The 22,843-nt window shown below is 44.2% G+C and carries 22 protein-coding genes and 1 tRNA gene; 19 read left to right on the top strand and 4 right to left on the bottom strand.

The genetic code is table 11. The annotated features are described in order from the left end of the window. Nucleotides 1-115 precede the first annotated feature (115 nt). Both ubiA and QNI24_RS13225 read right to left on the bottom strand, forming a co-directional pair. Nucleotides 116-991, bottom strand: coding sequence for a 4-hydroxybenzoate octaprenyltransferase (ubiA, locus tag QNI24_RS13230; RefSeq protein WP_267176571.1), 876 nt, complete (start codon nt 989-991; stop codon nt 116-118). Further along, nucleotides 988-2,925 (bottom strand): vanadium-dependent haloperoxidase, encoded by a 1,938-nt coding sequence (locus tag QNI24_RS13225; RefSeq protein ID WP_267176572.1) that lies wholly within the window; start codon nt 2,923-2,925, stop codon nt 988-990. Before QNI24_RS13225 ends, ubiA begins: the two co-directional genes overlap by 4 nt. 143 nt (nt 2,926-3,068) lie before the next feature. Between QNI24_RS13225 and QNI24_RS13220 the strand changes: the two genes are divergently transcribed. Further along, nucleotides 3,069-3,530: a tRNA (cytidine(34)-2'-O)-methyltransferase gene (locus QNI24_RS13220; protein WP_267176573.1), complete on the top strand. Its 462-nt coding sequence runs from the start codon at nt 3,069-3,071 to the stop codon at nt 3,528-3,530. A 405-nt stretch (nt 3,531-3,935) separates the two neighbouring features. Beyond that, complete coding sequence (locus tag QNI24_RS13215; protein ID WP_267176574.1) at nt 3,936-4,691, top strand: helix-turn-helix domain-containing protein; 756 nt, start codon at nt 3,936-3,938, stop codon at nt 4,689-4,691. Between the two features lie 84 nt (nt 4,692-4,775). Here QNI24_RS13215 and QNI24_RS13210 read toward each other — a convergent pair whose 3' ends face one another. Continuing rightward, entirely contained in the window at nt 4,776-5,456 is a 681-nt protein-coding gene (locus QNI24_RS13210; RefSeq protein ID WP_267176575.1) for an LON peptidase substrate-binding domain-containing protein, read from the bottom strand. Between the two features lie 106 nt (nt 5,457-5,562). Between QNI24_RS13210 and QNI24_RS13205 the strand changes: the two genes are divergently transcribed. The 3 genes from QNI24_RS13205 to QNI24_RS13195 all read left to right on the top strand — a co-directional run bounded on the left by QNI24_RS13205 (nt 5,563) and on the right by QNI24_RS13195 (nt 7,734). Next, on the top strand, nt 5,563-6,924 hold the full coding sequence (locus QNI24_RS13205) for a pyridoxal phosphate-dependent decarboxylase family protein (RefSeq protein ID WP_267176576.1): 1,362 nt from the start codon (nt 5,563-5,565) through the stop codon (nt 6,922-6,924). Between the two features lie 175 nt (nt 6,925-7,099). Then, nucleotides 7,100-7,339 carry a hypothetical protein gene (locus QNI24_RS13200; protein WP_283708740.1) on the top strand — a complete coding sequence of 80 codons (240 nt, stop codon included), beginning with the start codon at nt 7,100-7,102 and terminating at the stop codon, nt 7,337-7,339. 134 nt (nt 7,340-7,473) lie between these two features. Beyond that, entirely contained in the window at nt 7,474-7,734 is a 261-nt protein-coding gene (locus QNI24_RS13195) for a YcgL domain-containing protein (protein WP_267176578.1), read from the top strand. Between the two features lie 333 nt (nt 7,735-8,067). Here the strand turns inward: QNI24_RS13195 and QNI24_RS13190 are convergent, their stop codons facing one another. Then, nucleotides 8,068-8,916: a PPK2 family polyphosphate kinase gene (locus QNI24_RS13190; RefSeq protein ID WP_267176579.1), complete on the bottom strand. Its 849-nt coding sequence runs from the start codon at nt 8,914-8,916 to the stop codon at nt 8,068-8,070. A gap of 56 nt (nt 8,917-8,972) precedes the next feature. Between QNI24_RS13190 and QNI24_RS13185 the strand changes: the two genes are divergently transcribed. From QNI24_RS13185 to nuoH, 14 genes are all read left to right on the top strand, one after another. Then, nucleotides 8,973-9,449: a low molecular weight protein-tyrosine-phosphatase gene (locus QNI24_RS13185; RefSeq protein ID WP_267176580.1), complete on the top strand. Its 477-nt coding sequence runs from the start codon at nt 8,973-8,975 to the stop codon at nt 9,447-9,449. Between the two features lie 38 nt (nt 9,450-9,487). After that, complete coding sequence (gene tgt, locus QNI24_RS13180; protein WP_267176581.1) at nt 9,488-10,594, top strand: tRNA guanosine(34) transglycosylase Tgt; 1,107 nt, start codon at nt 9,488-9,490, stop codon at nt 10,592-10,594. Nucleotides 10,595-10,816: 222 nt separating this feature from the next. Further along, nucleotides 10,817-13,411 (top strand): DNA gyrase subunit A, encoded by a 2,595-nt coding sequence (gene gyrA / locus QNI24_RS13175; RefSeq protein WP_267176582.1) that lies wholly within the window; start codon nt 10,817-10,819, stop codon nt 13,409-13,411. Next, nucleotides 13,411-14,181 (top strand): triose-phosphate isomerase, encoded by a 771-nt coding sequence (gene tpiA, locus QNI24_RS13170; RefSeq protein WP_267176583.1) that lies wholly within the window; start codon nt 13,411-13,413, stop codon nt 14,179-14,181. The genes gyrA and tpiA overlap by 1 nt, the downstream gene beginning before the upstream one ends. Nucleotides 14,182-14,185: 4 nt before the next feature. Further along, nucleotides 14,186-14,704 (top strand): preprotein translocase subunit SecG, encoded by a 519-nt coding sequence (secG, locus tag QNI24_RS13165; RefSeq protein WP_267176584.1) that lies wholly within the window; start codon nt 14,186-14,188, stop codon nt 14,702-14,704. Between the two features lie 53 nt (nt 14,705-14,757). Then, nucleotides 14,758-14,843, top strand: a tRNA-Leu gene (locus QNI24_RS13160). A 41-nt stretch (nt 14,844-14,884) separates the two neighbouring features. After that, nucleotides 14,885-15,241 (top strand): NADH-quinone oxidoreductase subunit A, encoded by a 357-nt coding sequence (locus tag QNI24_RS13155; protein ID WP_267176585.1) that lies wholly within the window; start codon nt 14,885-14,887, stop codon nt 15,239-15,241. Beyond that, nucleotides 15,232-15,744 (top strand): NuoB/complex I 20 kDa subunit family protein, encoded by a 513-nt coding sequence (locus tag QNI24_RS13150; RefSeq protein ID WP_267176586.1) that lies wholly within the window; start codon nt 15,232-15,234, stop codon nt 15,742-15,744. Before QNI24_RS13155 ends, QNI24_RS13150 begins: the two co-directional genes overlap by 10 nt. Then, complete coding sequence (locus QNI24_RS13145; protein WP_267176587.1) at nt 15,741-16,448, top strand: NADH-quinone oxidoreductase subunit C; 708 nt, start codon at nt 15,741-15,743, stop codon at nt 16,446-16,448. Before QNI24_RS13150 ends, QNI24_RS13145 begins: the two co-directional genes overlap by 4 nt. Beyond that, nucleotides 16,448-17,701 (top strand): NADH-quinone oxidoreductase subunit D, encoded by a 1,254-nt coding sequence (locus QNI24_RS13140; RefSeq protein ID WP_267176588.1) that lies wholly within the window; start codon nt 16,448-16,450, stop codon nt 17,699-17,701. The genes QNI24_RS13145 and QNI24_RS13140 overlap by 1 nt, the downstream gene beginning before the upstream one ends. Further along, nucleotides 17,701-18,225 carry an NADH-quinone oxidoreductase subunit NuoE gene (nuoE, locus tag QNI24_RS13135; RefSeq protein WP_267176589.1) on the top strand — a complete coding sequence of 175 codons (525 nt, stop codon included), beginning with the start codon at nt 17,701-17,703 and terminating at the stop codon, nt 18,223-18,225. The genes QNI24_RS13140 and nuoE overlap by 1 nt, the downstream gene beginning before the upstream one ends. Next, on the top strand, nt 18,225-19,502 hold the full coding sequence (gene nuoF / locus QNI24_RS13130) for an NADH-quinone oxidoreductase subunit NuoF (protein ID WP_267176590.1): 1,278 nt from the start codon (nt 18,225-18,227) through the stop codon (nt 19,500-19,502). Before nuoE ends, nuoF begins: the two co-directional genes overlap by 1 nt. Continuing rightward, the gene (nuoG, locus tag QNI24_RS13125) at nt 19,499-21,829 is read left to right on the top strand and encodes an NADH-quinone oxidoreductase subunit NuoG (protein WP_267176591.1); all 2,331 of its coding nucleotides are present in this window, start codon (nt 19,499-19,501) and stop codon (nt 21,827-21,829) included. The genes nuoF and nuoG overlap by 4 nt, the downstream gene beginning before the upstream one ends. Then, nucleotides 21,826-22,839, top strand: a complete 1,014-nt coding sequence (gene nuoH / locus QNI24_RS13120) for an NADH-quinone oxidoreductase subunit NuoH (protein ID WP_267176592.1) — start codon at nt 21,826-21,828, stop codon at nt 22,837-22,839. The genes nuoG and nuoH overlap by 4 nt, the downstream gene beginning before the upstream one ends. The last annotated feature ends 4 nt before the right edge of the window (nt 22,840-22,843 follow it).

Genomic DNA, 22,843 nt, shown 5'->3' with positions numbered 1-22,843 from the left:
TCCTAATTAAGCAATATAAGTTTGTAGTGATTCGCCTGAACACCAGGCCGAATCGTATCAAATGACTCAATCCCTTATGCGGCGATTGAGTTCAAAATATATATATTATGATTTTTTAGTTTTTCAAGAGTGTGTGAGCGAATATTCCCAAAAAAATGACCATTCCCACCCAGTTATTATGTAAAAAAGCGGCGAAGCACCTGCTTTCTTCACGCATCATGATCTTCAACTGTTGGTAAACAAACAACCAGATGGTGATGACCAAAGCGATGTAATAGGGCGCCGTTAATTCAGCTTGTTGACCAAACAAATACAAAGCAAAAATCATTAGCAACTGTAGGATACCAATCATGACACGATCTAAGTCTCCGAATAATATGGCGGTTGATTTAACTCCAATGTTCAAATCGTCTTTGCGATCTACCATGGCGTAGATGGTGTCATAAGCAGTGGTCCAAAGTATATTCGCAACAAACAACAACCAAGCTTCTTTGGGCACCGTGCCGGTAATTTCTGCATAGGCCATGGGAATAGAAAAAGAAAAGGCGATGCCTAAGTAAACTTGGGGCAAATAGGTGTGACGCTTCATGAACGGGTAAGTCACAGCAAAAAAAGCAGCTGCCAAAGCCAAATAAATGGTCAAAGTTTGCAGCACTAATAACAACAATGCCGCAGCAAAAAGTAATGCAATGAACAAACGCCAGGCATTTTCTAAGCTGACTGAACCGGTGGCCAGTGGGCGATTTTTCGTGCGATTAACATGGCCATCAATCTTGCGATCTGCAATGTCATTGATAACACAGCCAGCTGCACGCATGAGAAACACACCGGCAGTGAAAATGGCCCAATGTCTTAATTCAGGGTGGCCACCACTGGCCACCCACAAAGCCCACCAAGTTGGCCACATCAATAACAAGGTACCTATCGGTCGATCCATTCGCATCAATAATAAATAGGGTTTGATGCGTTGACCTATAGATATTGTGGTCATTGATTGAATTGGCGATGTGCCACCATGAGTAGCATGACCAACATCAGCAACAACAACCATTTACTATTAACTGAAACGGGCTGCACAAAACCAGTGCCTTGGAAGTAACTCAAAGCCCTGTTAAAGGCTTGTTGCCCAATTTCGTAGCCCATGAATCGGCCTGGTATGTCGTCTGCCGTGGGGTGTATACCGCCGTAAATGCGAGATAAACTGGTTTCATCAGCAGCATCTTGATAAGTCGCCCACTGCAAGGTGATGTCTACACTGGGACCATCTTCGAACACCAGAAATTCGTTTTGAGGTGCTAAAAACCCACTCATACCACCAGGGAAAAAGGCTGTACCTGTCAATGCTGTCAAAACCTCAGCAGCTGCTCTTGAGTAAACACTGTGGCCTGAAACATAACCAGCAAAAGGTGGTGAGACAAAAGAGGGGCGTTGATAAGGCCACCAATTTTCGCAGAGGATCCAGCCGACACCAGCAACAGTGGTTTCAGGGTCGATGATGTAATCAGGTCCTTGCCATGCATTGATGGCAATTTTACCCAAGTTGCTGTTGCCTAAGCCTGCTAGAAACTGATGTATGCCGCCGGGTTGAATGGTTTCAGGGGTGATCAATTGAATGATGCCTGGTAACAGCGTGATGCCATCCTCGTTGTAACTGGCTGCACTGGGGTCAGAACTTTGACCCTGATCGCACATGTAACGAATGGCTGATACAGGTCTGAGGTAATCATAATATCCTTTAACGCTCCACGCACTGATGGCTGCATCATGCATGGTGCCGCCCAAAGCCAGGTAAGATTTGACTTCCCATTCCAGGTCATCCAATATTTCACCTTCACCTTGTAAGCGTTTTTCTAGCAAAGGATGGTCGCTGACGGTGTTTAATATAGTGAACCAGTGTCCTGGCGGTGTCTCGGAATCAGGTCCATCTGCCCAAAATTCTGCCAACACCCGGTAGTAGTCGCCTGCGGGTACTATTTGAGGTGCGTAAGGTTGGTTTGTTACGGGGTTGATGTCTCGGCCTGAACCATTGTTGGTGCCCAAGTCATTGTTACCCCTGGATGCTGGGCTGATATCAATCATGACACCATCAGATGGATCCAGATAACTGCTGAATTCCACCACTTGTACAAATCCAGCTTTGTAATCTGCATCGCCTTCTCCACCAATATACGGAGGTGGACCAGGGTCTTTATATACATGAAAAGTGTGGCCATCACGTTGGTAAGTGTTGATGTCAGCAGCGGTCATGGAAAAGGGTCTGACATAGCCCCATTCAGGGCTCAGAAACTCGGGGTACTCCTCAACCACTACGCCTGATTGGCCTTCAAAAAATTCCAAAGCCAACGGCTGCCAGCGATTGGGGTCAGTGATGTTAGGGTTGCCTGGTAAGTCTGGTAACAGTGCTTCGTTAATCGGTTGATAGAATTGGTTGATGTAATTATTGAGTTCGTTGGCACCATCACTCAGGCCATATTGAATGATGCTTTGTGCGATGCGGTTGCCAACGGCAGCCGCTGAGTTGCCAGAGGTTGTGGTGTTATTGATGTCGAATCCCAGCATTTGCATTTCAGCATCCAATGTGGGCAAAGTAACATCAGCGCCGACTGATGGGGTGAAACGCCAAGTTAATAAGCGATAGGCAGCATAGCTGATGGCCTCAATTTGTGCAGCGTTTTTGTCATCCGCGGTGTGTTTGCGTTGGTAAAATACGCCGTCACAGACAGGTTCATAGGCGCACCAGGCATCGTACATGGCAGCAGAACTGTGGTATAGGTTTCTCGCGTGTACGGTGGGTCGGGCTTCATCAGAACGTATGGCTTCCAGTAACAGTTCATTCCATTCTCGAGCGATGGCAGCTGAGGCAGTGGCCGACAATGACAACATAAATATTGTGAACAAAAATTTGAATAAGTTGGTTTTTATCATTGGTTCCTCCATCTGGGTTTTAATTCTATCAAATGAGGCCAATATGAAACAGTTGAAAACCATTTTTTTATCAGCTTCAGTGGTTCTGTTTTGCTTGATTTATCAGCTAAAATACAAGCTCCCTTATCAGCGGCTTTCTGAACATGTTACACATCGCACTCTATCAACCCGAAATACCTCCGAATACCGGTAACATCATCCGCTTGTGCGCTAATACTGGCAGTCAATTACATCTGATTCACCCTTTGGGCTTTGATATGGAGGTCAAGGCATTGCGTCGTGCGGGATTGGATTATCATGAGTGGGCTGAGGTCAAACAATATACTGATTTTGCTGCATTTATCGCCGAAACTGAATTTTCACGTATTTTTGCCTTGACCACCAAAGCCAAAAAGTACACCCATGAAGTGAGTTTCTCTGATGGTGATTGTTTGTTGTTTGGACCAGAAACCCGTGGGCTGCCAGATGATGTATTGAATATGCCAAGTATTCAAAACATCCGCATTCCAATGAAACCAGGCAGTCGGAGCTTGAATTTGTCTAATACGGCAGCCATCATTCTTTATCAGGCACTGGCTGATTTGAATTACGAGGGTTTGAGCTGAATTTTAATGCTGTGTAGCAGCCATTGATTATGCCAGCTACAAAGCCCATTATATGGGCGGTAACGAATGGCAGCCTTATGATACCGTCAACATGCCATGACTCCATGTTTATTTCTCAGCTTTGCCATAACAGATAACCCAATAAGCAAAACATCCTGTGGAACCACACCATCGGGGTCAAGGAAGTTAACCAAACTGGTTGTTTTGTGGTGTCTTGATTGGTGCTGGCCAAATAAGCCACAGCCACTGAGAGAAAAAAAGCATATATGGAAAAGGATTCGCTGCATCAGTTGCTTCATTGATTGAATAAAGCGGGTGGTTATTCAACTGGATTAAAGTTGATTACGATGACAGATAAATTTGGCGCTATAATGACTGCTTTGGTAGCACAATACGAAACTTTCTATGAATCAAGCTAAAAATGTACTACAAACTGTCAAAGGCTTACTGAAACAACACAAAATCAATTACGCCCAGGTGGCGGCTCATTTATCGCTCTCTGAATCCAGTGTCAAGCGGTCTTTTTCACAGGGCCAAATCAGCTTAAAGCGGTTGATTAAAGTCTGTGAATTGATGGATTTGGATTTAGTCGACCTGTTACAAGTGATGCAAAGCCAAAACGATGATATCGTACAATTAACCCATGAACAGGAACAAATCATAGTCTCAGATATTAAGTTCTTATTGGTTACTGTCTGTGCTTGTAATCACTGGTCATTCTCTGAAATCATTGAAACCTATAACATTGAAGAGGCTGAGTTGGTGCAAATGCTGTTGCGATTGGAGCGCAATGATTTGTTATCGTTATTACCTGAGAACAAAATCAAACTCAAAATATCGCCACATTTTCATTGGATTAAAAACGGCCCAATCCAGCAATTTTTTGAACAGCACATCCAACAAGATTTTTGGCAAAGCCAGTTCAATGGACCAGGAGAGGTGAGGCTGTTGGTCAATGGCATGCTCAGCAAAACTGCCAATGAAAACATGCAGAAACAGATCAATCGGCTGAAGCAACAATTCACCCTACTATCAGAACAAGACCGCCACTTACCCATGGGTGAAAGGCACGGCACCACTTTGTTAATCGGCATGCGTCCCTGGGAGCTTAAGTTATTCGAGGATTTGCGCCGCCATCAAAATCTGAAGGTATATACCTGAAAATTAAAACCATCAATTCAATTGCGGGTAGAGATTACGCTTGAGAGTTTACCCAACTTGATTCGGTTTAACCGCAGGGGCATGCTATATCTCTAGGCTTTGTCGCAATCCATGCCAGATCAAGTCCAATCGTTCTATAACCGTGGTTTGTTCCAGCACATGTTGCATGAAGTCTGCTTCAAAGCGAAAGTATTTGAATAATTGGAAGCTGAAATCCTTGGGCGTCTGATTCAACCACTCTGGTGCCGTAATAATTTCGTACAATTCTGGGTTTTGCTGTTTACACAAGGCTTGCAGTAACTGGTTAATTTCACCCATTCGATCTGTGCAAAGTTGGGTGTCATTGATGATTTGGTCAGGCAGTTGCTCACAAGTTGCAATCATAAAAGGCACTTGCTGCGTGATGGCCTTCAATTTCAGCCTGATTTCAGGCTTGATCAGCACATGAATGCGACCATCAGCTGTGGTCTTGATGGTTTCACAATATCCTGCACTGAACACTTTGTGTGGTTCATAGGTAGATTGATTTTGGTTGAGGCTATCGCTTGAGATGCGTTTCTTTTTTGTTTTAGAAACCATTTTTTTGGTGTGCGTCACAGCAATCATTACCTCATTGTCTTGACTGTGTTTAATCATTGCTCGGTAGCGTGGTTCAAACACATGCAAAGGCATTGAGATGCCTGGGAAGCTGACCATATTGGGAATTGGGAAAAGAGCCACATCAATTTGCTCTGCTTTATTGTCGATAGTTTCACTGGTATCCATAAATAAATTATACGGTCATTACTTAAATAATTTGTGAAGTTCGATTAATTTTGTTTGTCAGTGGGTGCTGCTTTGATAGACTGTAGGCTTTTCCTACATCATTATTATGACTGAGCTGTATGATTTGGCCTACGATTTTGCCACTGCTTTTCTGAAAAAAGCCAATGATTCACCGATTCAAGTGGGTGATGAGGCCCGTAAAAATATCAACCACCTAGATGTGCCAATGCCACAACATGGAATGGCCGCCGAGGCGGTCATCACTGAATTGAATCAATGGGTCAGTCCGGCGACCATGAAAATGGGTTCGCCAAGATTTTTTGGTTTTGTCATTGGTGGCGCCTATCCGGTGAGTGTGGCATCCAATTGGATGAGTACGGCATGGGATCAAAACACCGGTTTGGAGAAAACAACACCAGCAGCAGCGGTGGTTGAGAAAATTTCAGCCAACTGGATGCTTGAACTTTTGGGGTTACCACGCGAATCTGCCTGTGCTTTTGTTACTGGTGCAACGGTGGCTAACTTTACGGCCTTGGCCGCAGCCCGCAACCAAGTCATGAACCAAGCGGGTTGGGACGTTGAAGCTGATGGTTTGATTGGAGCACCTGAGGTGCAAATCATCATCAGTGCTGATTCTCACCCAACGGTGTATAAATCCTTAGCGATGCTTGGTTTTGGTAGAAACAGGGTGACAAAAGCAGCCGTTGATGCACAGGGGTGCATCGATATGTCGCGGTTTCCAGAGATCAATGAAAATGCCATCATCATCACCCAGGCCGGTAACATCAACTCTGGGGCGTTTGATCCAGTGGCAGAAATTAGTCGTTTGGCTGCTGGTAAAAACGCCTGGATTCATGTCGATGGCGCCTTTGGTTTATGGGCATTGGCTTCAAACAAGTACAAACATTTGGCAGCTGGGATGGATCAAGCGGATTCTTGGGCCACAGATGCACATAAATGGTTGAATGTGCCTTATGACTCGGGCTTGGCATTTGTTAAAAATGAACACGCATTGAAAGCTGCCATGGCCATCACTGCATCATATCTACCCAGCGAGAATGCGACCAGAAATCCGTCTGATTACACTCCTGAATTATCACGCCGAGCGCGTGGTTTTGATGTTTATGCCGTGTTGCGCTATTTAGGTAAAGAGGGTGTGGCGGAATTGATTGAACGATGTTGTGCCTGTGCCAGTCGTTTTGCTGATTTATTTACCCAAGCGGGTTATGAAGTGATGAATGATGTGGTGCTGAATCAAGTGGTGGTTTGTTTCGGCTCTGAAGCGCTTAATTTGGCTGTTATTGATGCCGTGCAAAAAGAGGGCAGTTGTTGGGTTGGACAAACCAGCTGGAAGAATCGTTTGGCAATGCGTATCAGTGTCTGTAACTGGCAAACTGAATTAATCCATGTTGATGAAAGTTTTGCAATCATGAAAACCATGGCAGAAAAAGTGCTTAAGAAAGCATGATAAAGTGTTAAATACATCACATATTTGTTGCGCAGACAATTAATCGCAGGTTCATGGCAGCCATCTATAATTGAATCATATTCAATATGAAAGGTGTCACATGAAATTAATTGCTATAACAGTTTTGCTGGTTTCTTCAGGTTTAGTCTCCGCTCACGATAACGGGTCGCATCCAATGGTTTTTAAAGAATTGTTGTCATGTCATCCTAAAAATGGCTGTGAAGTGGTGTGTCAGCAGCCCACTCAGCGGTGGGATTCATATTTAAAGACTGAAGGTGATATTGAAGTGACTTATTTCCTCAGCAGTGGTGTGCGTCAACTCAAAGCTGATATGGGTGACGGGCAATTCACCATTTTAGATACCCATCCAGAACTACAATCATGTCGGATTTCAGGTTTGGTGGCCGATTCATAAATGACCCCGCGGTAGAGGAGATGAGACTTGCCAATTGTTTTTGGTACCTCATGCTGTATCCATGGTACTGAAAATGAATGAAGAGATTAGGGCATTGCTTTATAATTGAGTTTTGTTATTTTGTAGAAAATCAGATGATTGCTCATATTTACCGCTCTGAGAAGAAAAATGGTGCCTATTTGTATTTGGCCGAGGGTTTTGATTTTTCAGAAATACCATCAGAACTTGCAGTTATGGTAGGTGCTTGTATCAAAGTCATGGAATTGGATTTGGCCCAAAGAAAGCAATTGGCCAGCGAAAAAATCACCACAGTCAAAAACAACCTCAAAGAGCAAGGTTACCATTTGCAGATGCCACCACAAACCAGTGTGGGCGTGATAAATTACGGGGTCTGAACATTAACATACAATGCACCCAATGTCGTGAACCAACCATTGCTAAGAAATGGTTGGTGTTATCGACCTTGCTGCCTTTTGTTTTTGTGTTTTTACAAATCAGGTGTGGTCGATGTAAAAATCAGCAAATTTACGAGTTAGACATTAACGTGTTTTTCAGCTTGTTTTTAAATTTGGTGCTGCCTATTTTGTTATTGACTGTCGCTTTATTTGTGTTTTATTTCCATGGTTTTCGTCATAGATCTGTTTATCTGTCTTTAGTAATTGTGTTTGTTTTGGTGCAGAGTATTAAACTGCTTTATTTGTTGAAGAAATACAGCTAAGTTATTGAAGTCAATTATTTTTACTAACTAAATCATCAATCAGTTCAAGTTCGTCTTCTGAAAATTCAGCCATCGCTGGGTATTGGCAGTTCATCAGTTTTAAATGTTGTTTGATGGTTTCAGCGACGATGGTGCGCATATTGGGTTTATCATTGGCTGGGATAACATACCAAGGGGCATGTTTGGTTGAGGTTTTTTTTAATAATGTATCAAAAGCTTTTTGGTATTGGTCCCACAACAAGCTCTCTTTGAGATCGCCTGTATTGAACTTCCATTGTTTATCTGGGGTGCTGTAACGACGAATGAACCGATTGTGTTGGACTTCTTGGCTGACATCTAAAAAGAATTTAATGACTTGGGTACCAGAAGCGACTAAATGAGCCTCTACTTGATTGATAAAATCATACCTTTGTTGCCAAAAGGCTTTGTTGGGTTTTTTGTCAATGCCTTGGCCTTTGAGGAACTCTGGGTGTACTTTAACCACCAATGTTTCCTCATAATAACTGCGGTTAAATACCGTCAGTTGGCCTTTGGCCGGAAATTTATCATAACAGCGCCACATAAAATCATGAGCAGCTTCCAATTTGCTGGGGGCTTTGAAAGAGGCCACATCAAGAGCAGCTGGGTCACAGTACTTGAACACATTGCGAATGGTGCTGTCTTTGCCGGCTGCATCCAGTGCTTGAAAAATAACCAAAACAGCTTGTTTGCCTTCTGCATTGAGTGCAGCATGCAGTTTGGCCAGTTGTTTACTGCTTTTTTTCAAGGACATGCTGTTGTTGACGATGAATTCATTGAGTTGTGATTGGCTTGGCCTGGGTAGGTTGTTTTGGAATTTAAATGCTTTTACTTTTGGCATGATGTTATATCTATTAAGGTGTTATCATCTTACTCAAAAATGTTTAAGGGTAAAACATGAAAAAAATTCTTTTTATATGCATGGGCAATATTTGCCGCTCGCCATCGGCAGAAGCTGTGTTTCAGCAACTGGTCAATGAACAAGGGCTTGCTGCTGATTTTGTGATTGATTCAGCAGGGACTCATTCATACCATGTCGGCGCCAAACCCGACCCAAGGTCAATGCAAGCGGCCAAAAAACGCGGCATTCAAATGCAGCATCTGCGAGCCAGGCAGGTGCAAAGTGAGGATTATCAGCGATTTGACTTCCTGATAACCATGGATGATGCCAATCGATCAAACTTAGCCTCTATGTTTCCACAACACAGCCAAGAAAAGGTTTATGCCATGTTGAGTTTCAGCGAAAGAAATGACCTTGATGAAGTGCCTGATCCTTATTATGGGTCAGGCGACGGTTTTGAGCTGGTTTTGGATTTGTTACAAGATGCCAGCAAAGGGCTTTTGAATTTCTTGAGACAGTCTGAGGTTGAGTGAGTATAATGTCGCGCTTGATTGAAAACATGAGTTAAGTTGTGAAGTTTGAATTGAAAAAAACCGACGGTGTGGCCAGAAGAGGTGAATTAAGTTTTGATCGAGGCACGGTACAAACGCCGGCATTCATGCCCGTTGGTACCTATGGCACGGTAAAAGCCATGTCACCTGAGGAAGTCAAAGGCATTGGCGCAGAAATCATTTTAGGCAACACCTTCCACTTGATGTTGAGACCCGGTACTGAAGTGATATCAGCACATGGTGATTTACATGACTTCATGGCTTGGGATAAGCCGATATTGACAGACTCAGGTGGCTTTCAAGTGTTCTCATTGGCCAAGCGCCGCAAAATAACCGAGGAGGGGGTGACTTTTGCTTCACCGGTTGATGGTTCAAAAGTGTTCATGGGGCCTGAAGAATCTATGGAAGTGCAGCGCAAGCTGGGTTCTGATATTGTGATGATTTTTGATGAGTGTACGCCGTTTCCTGCCACCCATGAAGAGGCCAAGGTCTCGATGGAATTATCTTTGCGTTGGGCCAAGCGTTCGAAAACAGCTTTCGAAGGAAACCCTAATGCCTTGTTTGGGATTGTGCAAGGCGGCATGTATGATGATTTAAGACAAATTTCGGCCAAAGGTTTGAGTGAATTAGATTTTCATGGTTATGCCATAGGTGGTCTGTCAGTTGGTGAGCCTAAAGATTTGCGTGAACAGGTATTAAAAACCACCACACCCTTGTTGCCAGCTGATAAACCTCGTTATTTAATGGGTGTCGGCAAGCCCGAGGATATACTGGAGGCGGTATTATTGGGCATTGACATGTTTGATTGTGTGATGCCTACCAGAAATGCCCGCAATGGCTATCTTTTTACCTGGGATGGTGTGGTGAAAATTCGCAACGCCAAACACGAGCATGATACATCACCATTAGATCAAGACTGTGGCTGCTATACCTGTCAAAATTATTCTAGGTCCTACTTGCGCCACCTTGATAAGTGTGGAGAAATGCTGGGCTCTCGACTCAACACCATCCATAACTTGTATTTCTATCAAGAATTCATGCAGCGTATTCGCACGGCCATTGAGCAGGACAGTTTGGATGTTTTTGCCAAAGAATACTACGCCAGAATTGAGGCTGCCAAAGCATAAAACAGAACGTTCGTTGTTGAATGATTCATTGAACAAAGCATGAACGGCTTAATTTAAAGGCTTTTAAGCAATTTTTGTTATTTCAGGCTATAAATACATGGCTTTTAATAGTTTTCCTTATGTGGGGCTTTAAAATCGCATTTAAGTGATTTACTTGCAAATTAGGCAATGGTTTTGTGCTATAATCCCGTGCTTATTTAATCAGGCACAGAAAGTTGATTTATGGCTGAAAATTCAAGCGATATCATTAAGATAAATATTGAAGATGAGATGCAAAAATCATACCTCGATTATTCGATGAGTGTGATTGTTGGCAGGGCACTGCCAGACGTAAGGGATGGTCTAAAACCGGTACACCGCCGGGTGCTGTACGCCATGAATGTATTGGGCGTCAGTTGGAACAAAGCCCATAAAAAATCGGCGCGTGTGGTCGGTGATGTGATTGGTAAATACCACCCCCATGGTGACACCGCTGTTTATGACACCATCGTGAGGATGGCTCAGCCTTTCTCCATGCGCTATATGTTGGTTGATGGTCAAGGTAACTTTGGTTCTGTTGACGGTGATTCTCCAGCTGCGATGCGATACACCGAAGTCCGAATGGCAAAAATCTCGCATGAGATGATGGCTGACATCGATAAGGATACAGTCGATTTTGTACCCAACTACGATGAAACAGATACTGAACCAGAGGTATTGCCTACTCGAGTGCCTGCGTTATTGGTCAATGGATCCTCTGGTATTGCGGTTGGTATGGCCACCAACATACCGCCACATAATTTGACTGAAGTCATCAATGCGACCATAGCTCTGATTAAGAACCCACAAGCTGACTTAGATGAGTTGATGGAGCACCTGCCAGGTCCAGACTTCCCGACTGCGGCCTTCATCAATGGTGCTGAAGGTATCAAAGAAGCTTATGAAACGGGGCGCGGTAAAGTTTACATGCGCGCCAGAACTGAGATCGAAACCGATGAAGCTTCAGGTAAGCAGACCATCGTTGTCACCGAATTGCCTTATCAAGTTAACAAGGCTCGCCTGATTGAAAAAGTGGCCGAGCTGGTCAAGTTGAAAAAAATTGAAGGCATGACCGCCATCAGGGACGAATCTGATAAAGACGGCATGCGCATGGTGTTTGAGCTGCGTCGAGGTGAAGTAGCAGAAGTTTTGTTGAATCAGCTGTTCAAGCTCACTCAGCTGCAAACTGTTTTTGGTATCAACATGGTCGCGCTCATTAATGGCCAGCCGAGAACCTTGGGATTGATTGAAATCCTCACTGAATTCATTAAGCATCGCCGTGAAGTGGTGGTGCGAAGAACCATCTTTGAGTTACGCAAAGCGCGTGACAGGGCGCACGTTTTAGAGGGACTTGCAGTCGCTTTGGCTAATATTGAAGAAGTCATTGAACTGATTAAGAAATCTAAAAACCCAGCGGAAGCCAAAGAAAAATTGCTGGCTAAAAAGTGGAATTCTTCTTTGATCAAGGCACTGTTGGATGATGATGCACATCTATGCCGGCCTGAAGGTTTAGATGATCAATACGGTTTTTTTGCAGATGGTTATCAACTTTCACCTGTACAGGCCAAAGCCATACTGGATTTGCAGTTACATCGTTTAACTGGGCTGGAACAAGATAAAATCACCGATGAGTTCAAAGAAATCATTGGGCACATCAAAGAGTACTTGGAGATTCTTACTAACCCGGATCGATTGATTGCGGTGGTGACTGAAGAATTGGAAGAAATCAGGGAAAACTTTGGCGATGAGCGCCGCACGGTCATCATGAACCGTCAGCGCCACTTAACCATGGAAGATTTAATCATCGAAGAAGACGTGGTGGTTACACTGTCGCATGAAGGTTATGCCAAAATGCAGCAGGTTGATGTCTACCGCGCGCAAACCCGTGGTGGCAAAGGCAAATCAGCTACTGCAATGAAAAACGAAGATTTTATCGAGCAGCTCTGGGTTGCCAACACCCACGATACCCTGTTGTGTTTCAGTAACCAAGGTCAAGTTTATTGGCTCAAAGTGTACGAATTGCCGATGGCTTCACGCACGGCCAGAGGAAAGCCGTTGGTCAACTTATTGCCGTTAGATAAAGATGAAAAAATCACCGCTATATTGCCGGTCCGAGATTACGATGAAGATAAATTCGTGTTCTTTGCTACGGCCAAAGGTGTGGTGAAGAAAACACCTTTGTCTAATTTCTCAAGACCTCGAGCCAATGGCATCATTGGATTAGGCTTGCTCGACGGTGATCATTTGGTGAATGTTGAATTGACCAATGGTTCTCAAGATGTGTTCTTATTCTCAAGTTCAGGCAAATGCATTAGATTTGATGAGAATGACGTGCGTTCAATGGGCCGGACAGCCCGTGGTGTTCGTGGCATCAATCTCAAGGATGATCATGAGGTGGTATCGATGTTCGTTGCCGATGAAGGTAATGTGCTGGTTTGTACTGAAAACGGTTTTGGTAAACAAACCAAATTAGAGGAGTTCTCTAAGATCAGGCGATCCGGCCAAGGTGTCATCGCCATACAGACCAGTGATCGCAATGGTGCTGTGGTTGGCGCATGTCAGGTGTTGCCGGATGACCAAATCATGTTAATCAGTGATGGCGGTACTTTGGTGCGGACCGCAGTAGAGGGTATCTCTGTCGTGGGACGAAATACCCAAGGTGTGACATTAATCAGGTTGTCAGAAAAGGAAAGCTTGGTTGGCATCGCTAAAGTAGTGAATTTAGATGGTGATGATGAGGCAATTGATGCAGAGACAGATGGCCTTAATACAACACCCGAAGATGGTGATGCATCGTGATGAAGCGCAAGCTACTGGTAGCTGGTAATTGGAAGATGCATGGGTCGTTGAAGTTTGTTGATGGCATGATGCAGGAATTGAATGACATGTTGCCGGCACAAAGAAATTATGATGTGGCGGTATTTCCAGTCTATATTCACCTGCATCAAGTAATAAACAATAAACCTGCTCAAGTGCTTTGTGGTGCTCAAAACTTGAGTGAGCATGATGACGGGGCAGTGACCGGCGAGGTCAGTGCAGCGATGTTGTCAGATTTGGGTTGTGACATGGTTTTAGTCGGTCATTCTGAGCGTCGCGTAATGAACAATGAAAGCAATGCTGAAGTGGCGAAAAAGTTTGCACAAGCACTGAAGTATGGCATTCAGCCAATTTTGTGTGTTGGTGAGTCATCTGTTGAGCGACAAAGTAACCAAACATTCGATGTGGTTTGGGCGCAAATAAAGGCGGTTATTGATGAAGTTGGAGTCGAAAAATTAGGCCAAGGTGTGATTGCTTATGAGCCGGTTTGGGCTATTGGCACGGGTGAGACTGCAACCGCAGAACAAGCCCAGGAAGTTCATCAATTTATCCGTTCTCAATTGGCCTTAAATGATGATACAATAGCGCGCCGCATCCGCATCCTCTACGGAGGAAGTTGTAAAGGCTCTAATGCACATGAGCTTTTTTCGATGCCTGATGTTGATGGAGGCCTGATTGGAGGTGCTGCATTGACTGCCCAAGATTTTATGGCAATTTGTCAACAAGCTGACATATTGTCACAAGGAGTATAATTAAATGACTGAAATAAATTTTTTAAACATCATTCAAGTGTTGGTTGCCATTGCATTGATTGGTTTTATTCTGATACAACGTGGACCTGGTGCAACGGCTGGTTCTGCTTTTGGAGGCGGTGCCTCTGGTACTGTTTTTGGCGCCAAGGGCTCAGGCTCATTTTTGACCAAAAGTACCGCCATTTTAGCCACCTTGTTTTTCATTATCACCATGTTGATTGCGATTGATGCGAGTGAGACATTTTCATCGATTGATTCATCTGGTGAGCAAGATCTGGGTGTTTTTGGTGCGCTTGAGGATGTTGAGCCAACGGTGACGCCAGTGGATGATGCGGAAATCAATACCGGCGATGCGTTGGGTGATATCATTGAAGACACGCAAGAGCAAGCAGCAGATGCAGCCAATGCAGTTGAAAGTGCAGCTGGTGAGGCTGTTGATGCAGTCGAACAACAAGTAGAACAAGCTGTAGAAGAAACAGAAAAAGCCACTGATTCAGAAGATTCAGATGGCAACAATAATTAAAATTACTGAGTTAAATGTTTGAATCACACAAGGTGTTTCAATCAAGTTTATGTGCCGAAGTGGTGGAATTGGTAGACACGCTATCTTGAGGGGGTAGTGACCTTCGGTCGTGCCGGTTCAAGTCCGGCCTTCGGCACCAATATTAAATAGAATTTTTAGAGCAAACAGGGGTTTGGCTATATGATAGCTTCTTACTTTCCAATTTTATTGTTCTTAGCAGTGGCTACTGGTTTAGGTATTGCTTTGATGTCTCTGGGTTTACTGTTCGGTACCCGCAAAACCAACGACGAAAAAATCTCCGCATACGAATGTGGTTTCGAAGCTTTTGATGATGCCCACATGAAGTTTGATGTCAGATTTTATTTGGTTGCTATCTTGTTTATCATTTTTGATCTGGAAATTGCATTTTTATTTCCTTGGTCGGTGGTGCTGGAAGAATTAGGTGGTTTTGGCTTGGTGTCGATGTTTATATTTTTATTTTTGCTGGTCATAGGTTTTATCTATGAGTGGAAAAAAGGAGCGTTAGAATGGGAGTAGTTGATAACATCATTCAGCCGGTTGAGGATCAAGGCTTTGAAAACAAAGGATTTGTGACAACCACAGTTGATGCCTTGTTAAACGGCGCCAGAACGGGTTCTTTATGGCCCATGACGTTCGGTTTGGCTTGTTGTGCAGTTGAAATGATGCAAGCAGGCGCATCTCGTTACGATTTAGATCGTTTTGGGGTGATTTTCAGACCATCTCCCAGACAATCAGATGTGATGATTGTGGCCGGTACGCTGGTCAACAAAATGGCCCCAGCTTTGCGCAAGGTATATGATCAAATGCCTGAGCCAAAATACGTGATTTCAATGGGTTCATGTGCCAACGGCGGTGGTTATTATCATTATTCTTATGCAGTTGTTAGGGGTTGTGACAGGGTCGTTCCCGTGGATGTTTATGTCCCAGGATGCCCACCAACAGCTGAAGCTTTGATTTATGGTATTTTGCAGTTGCAGAAAAAAATCAAACGCACCAACACAATTTCTAGAACATCATGAGTAATTTCAAATACCAAATCAGTAAAGACCTTGCAGCCAAGCTGCCAGATGTTGAAATCGTCGAAACAACCAACGGTGTGACATGTACTGTGCCATTAGAAGCATGGGTTGAAACGGCCAGGTTGCTGCGGGACGACAAGGCATTCCAGTTTGAACAGTGTGTTGATGTCTGTGGGGTAGATTACTTAACATTTGGCGAAGCCGAATGGCAAACTGATGGTGTTTCTTCAACTGGTTTCAGTCGAGGGATCAAAGCCAAAGGTCCGGGCAGGTTTTCATGGCATGAGCGCCGTGAAGAATCGATGCCAAATCGTTTTGCTGTGGTCGCCCAACTGTTGTCGGTTGCCTTGAATCACCGCTTGACCATTAAATGTTTTGCACCTGATGAAGGCATGTTGATGGTGCCATCTCTGATAGACGTTTGGCCAGGAGTTAACTGGTTCGAACGAGAAGCTTTTGATTTGTTTGGCATCATATTCAAAGGACACCCTGATTTGCGTCGTATCTTGACTGATTATGGTTTTATTGGTCACCCGTTTAGAAAGGACTTTCCATTAATTGGTAACGTTGAGGTGATTTATGATGAAGAACAACAGCGAGTGGTCTACCAGCCGGTGTCTATTGAACCGCGGGTGTTGGTGCCTAAAACCATCAGGCGCGATTCAAGATACGTTGAAAACATGAATGATCAGGAGGCTTCATAATGCCTGAAATTAAAAATTACACCATGAACTTTGGTCCACAACACCCTGCAGCGCATGGTGTTTTGCGATTGATTTTAGAGCTTGATGGTGAAGTGGTTGAACACGCTGATCCTCATGTGGGATTGTTGCATCGTGGCACCGAAAAACTGGCCGAGTCTAAACCTTTTAACCAATCCATTGGTTATATGGATCGCTTAGATTATGTGTCAATGATGTGCAACGAGCATGCTTACGTGCGAGCGATTGAGCAATTGTTAGGTATTGAAGCACCCATCAGGGCGCAATACATCCGAACCATGTTCGATGAAATAACCCGAGTCAGGAATCACCTGATGTGGATTGGTACCCATGGTTTGGATTTAGGTGCCATGGCTTTGTTCTTGTATGCTTTCAGAGAACGTGAACAATGTATGGACATGTATGAGGCAGTTTCTGGTGCCAGAATGCATGCCACTTATTATCGACCTGGTGGGGTGTACCGTGATTTACCTGATCACATGCCGCAATACCAAGAAAGTAAATGGACCAAAGGTAAAAACTTGGCGTATGCCAATGAATGGCGTGAAGGCTCGCTACTGGATTTCATCGATGCTTTTGCTGACGATTTTCCGAGTAAAATAGCTGAATACCGCACGTTGTTACAAGACAATCGAATTTGGAAACAACGCACAGTTGGTATTGGTGTGGTTTCACCGGAACAAGCCAAAGCCTGGGGCTTTACAGGGCCTATGCTCCGCGGCAGTGGAGTGGCTTGGGACTTGCGCAAAAAACAAACCTATGCAGCCTACGACAAAGTGGACTTTGATGTCCCTGTCGGTGTCAATGGCGATTGTTATGATCGTTATTTGGTTCGCATGGAAGAGATGGTGCAATCAACTCGCATCATCAAACAATGTGTGGAATGGTTAAGGAACAACCCTGGCCCAGTGATGGTTGACGAATACAAAGTCGCACCACCTGATAGAGAAATGATGAAAGAAGACATGGAATCCATGATTCATCACTTTAAATTATTCACAGAAGGTTATACCGTTCCAGCTGGAGAAGTTTACACAGCTGTTGAAGCACCCAAAGGCGAGTTCGGTGTATACATGATTTCTGATGATTCTAATAAACCATTTAGATTGAAACTAAGGGCGCCAGGATTTGCTCACCTCTCAGCCATGAATGACATGGTTAAAGGCCACATGTTGGCTGATGTGGTGGCAGTCATTGGCACCATGGATATCGTATTTGGGGAGATAGATAGATAATGTACCAAGTCAATCCACAAAACACTGATAAAAGCTTGGCGATGAGCCTGCTGGATGATAAGACCCGTGCAACCATTGATACGTGGTTAGCAAAATACCCGTACGACCAACGCCGTTCTGCAGTGATTGGTGCTTTGCATGCTGCTCAAGACCAGAACCAAGGTTGGTTGAGTGAAGAAATTATGAAGGCGGTTGCTGAATATTTAGAAATCCCACCAGTTTGGGTGTATGAAGCTGCGAGTTTTTATTCAATGTTCTTTACCCAACCTGTAGGCAAGAATAAAGTGGCTATTTGTACCAATATTTCTTGTATGCTTCGCGGTGCTGATAAAGTGGTTAAGTACGCTGAGGCAAAACTTGGCATCAAGCTAGGTGAAACCACGGCAGACGGTCAAATTACTCTGGTCAAGGAAGAAGAATGTGTGGCTGCTTGTATTGGCGCACCGATGATGATCATCAACGGGCATTATCATGAAAACCTGACCGAACAAAAAATCGATGAATTGTTGGGAGGGTTGTCATAATGGCTGTTCATAACGTCTGTCTTAACCCCGACAAAGACCACTCGTTGGCTAACTACCTGGAAAAAGGTGGTTATCAGGCTTGGAAAAAAATCTTGGCTGAAAAAACCGATAAAAATGAAATTATTGAAACCGTCAAAGCATCGGCATTGCGTGGCCGCGGTGGTGCAGGTTTCCCCACCGGATTAAAATGGAGTTTCATGCCCAAAGATGCGCCAGGGCAAAAATACGTACTGTGTAATTCTGATGAATCTGAGCCGGGCACTTGTCATGACCGTGATATTTTGCGTTATAACCCGCATGCTGTGATTGAAGGCATGGCAATAGGTGGTTATGCCATGGGCGCAACTGTGGGTTACAATTATTTACGAGGTGAATTTCACCATGAGCCATTTGAGAATTTTGAAGCCGCACTGAAAGAAGCATATGCTGCTGGTTTACTGGGCCGTAACATCAGTGATTCAGGCGTGGATTTTGACTTGTATGGTGTACATGGAGCAGGTGCTTATATCTGTGGTGAAGAAACGGCTTTGATGGAGTCCTTAGAGGGCAAGAAAGGTCAGCCACGTTTTAAACCGCCATTTCCAGCCAACTTTGGTATCTACGGTAAGCCTACAACCATTAACAACACCGAGTCATTTGCTTCGGTTCCAGCCATCATGCGTAACGGCAGCGAATGGTTTTTGGAGTTAGGCAAACCTAACAATGGTGGTGTGAAAATCTTTTCAGTTTCAGGCCACGTCAATAAGCCTGGTAATTATGAAGTACCCTTAGGTACTCCATTCAGTGATTTATTGGAAATGGCTGGTGGTGTGCTGGATGGTAAGAAATTAAAAGCAGTTATTCCTGGCGGTTCCTCGATGAAGGTGTTGCCGGCTGAGGTCATGATGGGTATTACCATGGACTTTGATGCCATCAGCCAAGCGGGTTCAGGCTTGGGTTCTGGAGCGGTTATCGTGATGGCTGAAGACACTTGTATGGTTGAGGTATGTCATCGTTTATCACGCTTTTATTACATGGAATCATGTGGCCAGTGTACGCCTTGTCGCGAGGGGACCGGTTGGATGTACCGTGTTTTGACCCGAATTCTTGAGGGCAAAGGTGAACCTAAGGACATTGATATGTTGAAACAAGCGGCCGGACAAATTGAAGGACATACCATTTGTGCCTTTGGTGAGGCTGCTGCTTGGCCAGTTCAAGGCATATTGAAGTACTACTGGGATGAGTTTGAATATTTTGTGGAACACAAAAAATCGATGAATGAGAGGTTAACGTCATGAGCGAAACCACCAATCAAGTGGCCGACAATACCATCACCATAGAAATAGATGGTCAAGCCGTCCAAGTAGAAAAGGGCAGCATGATCATTGAAGCGGCTGACAAACAAGGTATTAAAATACCCAGGTTTTGTTACCACAAAAAGTTATCTATTGCAGCCAACTGTCGCATGTGTATGGTTGATGTTGAAAAAGCGCCCAAACCACTGCCAGCTTGTGCCACCCCAGTGATGGATGGCATGAAAGTTTATACCAAATCTAAACGCGCCACCGATGCACAACGCAATGTAATGGAGTTTTTACTCATCAATCACCCCTTGGACTGTCCTATTTGTGACCAAGGTGGCGAATGTGAATTACAAGATGTTTCAATGGGTTACGGCCGTGATGTGTCTAGATATGTAGATTCTAAGCGCGTGGTTAAAGACGAAGATCTTGGTTCTTTGATTGCCACCGACATGACCCGTTGTATTTTGTGTACACGTTGTGTCAGGTTTTTGAATGAAATAGCCGGTACCGACGAATTGGGTGGTATTGGTCGCGGTGATCGCACCAACATCAGCACGGCTGTTGGCAATTCTGTAAAATCTGAAATGTCTGGTAACGTCATTGATTTGTGCCCTGTGGGTGCTTTAACCAATAAACCTTTCAGGTACAAAGCCAGGGCATGGGAATTGATGGCCACTTCAGCCATTTCCATGCATGATGGTATTGGTTCTAATTTGTTCTATCACACCCGCAACGGTGACATTCTCAGAACAGTGCCACAAGACAATGATACCATCAACGAGGCATGGTTGGCTGACCGTGATCGTTACGGCGTTCATGGACTGAAGGCTGCTGACCGAGTGACGGAGCCAATGATCAAGGAAAATGGTCAATGGCGTAACATATCATGGGAAGATGCTTTGGCCACTCTGGTCGATCAATTCAAAAAGTACGATGGTAATGACATTGCATTGTATGCATCGAATCACGCCAGTACTGAAGAATACCACCTGTTAAAACAATTGTTTTCGCATTTAGGCAGCAACCAACATGAGCACCGCATAGATGTCACAGACTTTTCAGTCGCTGACCGTTTGCCTCGTGTGGATGTGAAGCTCGCTGATGTCAGCAAACAACAAAAAGTCATTATAGTGGGTGGACACATCAGGCATGAACAACCCATTTTAAACCACAAAATCAGACAGGCCTGGTTGGCCGGAGCTGAGGTGTCATCGTTTGGTCCTGTGGCCTTTGAACAAACATTTGATTTACTGCATGATTTTGTTGGCCATCAAGTCAACTGGGTCAATCAGCTGGCTTCATTGGCCAAAAGCGTGGCAGAAATCACCAAAGAATTTCCAGCCGGTGCTTTGGGTGAATGGGTCAAGGCACAAAAAACCGATGAAGACATCAATCATTTGGCCAAACAGCTATTGAAACCTGAGACTAAAGCTTTGTTCGTTTTAGGACAGGTCAGTCAATCTCACCCACAAGCCAATACCATCAAAGCCATCACGGCTTGGTTGGCACAGGTGACCACTGGACAAGTCAACGAAGTACTTGCTGGTGCTAACTACGCCGGTGCTTACTTATCAGGGTTACACTGCGATCAGGACATCAAACAAAACGAACACCGCATGAATGTGGTATATCAAGCTGAGCTGCAGGACTTTGCAGACCAAGCATCAATTAAAAACTCTTTAACAAACAGTGACTTCTCTGTTGTTTTTAATGCGTTTTGTGATGAAGATTTGAAATCCAGGGTTGATTTGATTTTACCCATTGCTTTGATTCCTGAATTAACAGGGACACTAATTAACAACTACGGTGACCATCAAATCACTACCGTTGCACAAAAAGCACCGGGCAGTACCAAGCCAGGTTGGCGTGTATTACGCGTTTTGGGTAATCTAATGGGTTATGGTGATTTTGAATATGATGACATCAATGATGTGATTGCTGTTACTGAAAAACTGGCATGGCATGATGCTGTTATCCATCAGGATGTTGAACCCGTTGAAATCGAAGTGAAAGGTTTGGTACTTTATCCACATCGCAGTATTTATGATACAGACTGTTTGACACGACGTTCAGCCCCGCTACAAAACAGCCCTTTGGCCAGTTCTGATTCAGTTTATGTCAACCAACAGGACTTGCCTTCTATTGGTTTCAATGCTGGTGACTTAGTTTCAGTCGAACAAGATGGTCGCTATGCAGAGGTCACTTTGGTGGTGTCAGATGAAGTTCCTGAAGGTTCAGCAATGGTTAACCTGGGTCGTCAATCTGTGCTCAATCTTGACAGTTCAAACTTGAATGTCAGCATCATTGGAGCACAATCATGATTGAAACTTTGGAATTTTTGATATTTGATAATCTGATTTACATCCTTGCCATTGTGCTGGGTGTGGTTTTAACGGTTGCCTATTTGACTTATTTTGAACGCAAAGTCATCGCTTTCATGCACGCCAGAATGGGGCCTAACCGAGTTGGTCCAAGGGGATTATTACAGCCATTTGCTGATGTTCTCAAACTGTTGACCAAAGAAATCATTTTTCCAAAAAACGCCAATAAGTTTTTATTTCTAATTGCACCCATCATTACATTGGCGACAGCTTTTGCTGCTTGGGCAGTGGTGCCATTCGATGATGGCTGGGTTTTGGCTGACATCAATGCCGGATTGGTTTATGTTTTGGCCATGACATCTTTAGGTGTCTATGGTGTCATCATTGCTGGCTGGGCCTCAAACTCAAAATATGCGTTATTAGGTGCGTTGCGTTCAGCAGCTCAGATTGTGTCTTATGAAATCGCCATGGGCTTCGCCTTGGTCGGTGTTTTGGTTGCTGCGGGCACCTTGAATTTGTCTGATATTGTTCGGGCTCAAGAAGGTGGGTTTTTGAATTGGTTTTGGTTGCCGTTGTTGCCTTTGTTTGTGATTTATTACATCTCTGGTGTGGCGGAAACCAACCGTGCACCTTTCGATGTGGCCGAGGGTGAATCTGAAATTGTTGCTGGTTTCCACGTTGAATACTCAGGCGCGGCATTTGCCTTGTTCTTTTTGGGTGAATACGCCAACATGATCATTATTTCTGCACTGACTGCGTTGATGTTTTTGGGCGGTTGGTATTCACCTTTCACTGGTGACAGTTGGATTGCACAACCAAGCATATTCTGGTTCTTGGCCAAAACTTCCATATTCTTGTACGCTTATTTCTGGTTCAGAGCCTCCTTACCACGCTACCGCTATGATCAAATCATGCGCTTAGGCTGGAAGGTTTTTATTCCCATAACCATTGTATGGATTATGGTGGTTGCTGTCATGAAGGTCTATCACATAGGCCCATGGTGGAATTGATTAT

Source organism: Marinicella marina, from assembly GCF_030065545.1.
Lineage (GTDB): Bacteria > Pseudomonadota > Gammaproteobacteria > Xanthomonadales > Marinicellaceae > Marinicella > Marinicella marina.
The sequence above is the reverse complement of the archived record's forward strand: the minus strand, read 5'-3'. Positions and strand labels throughout refer to the sequence as shown.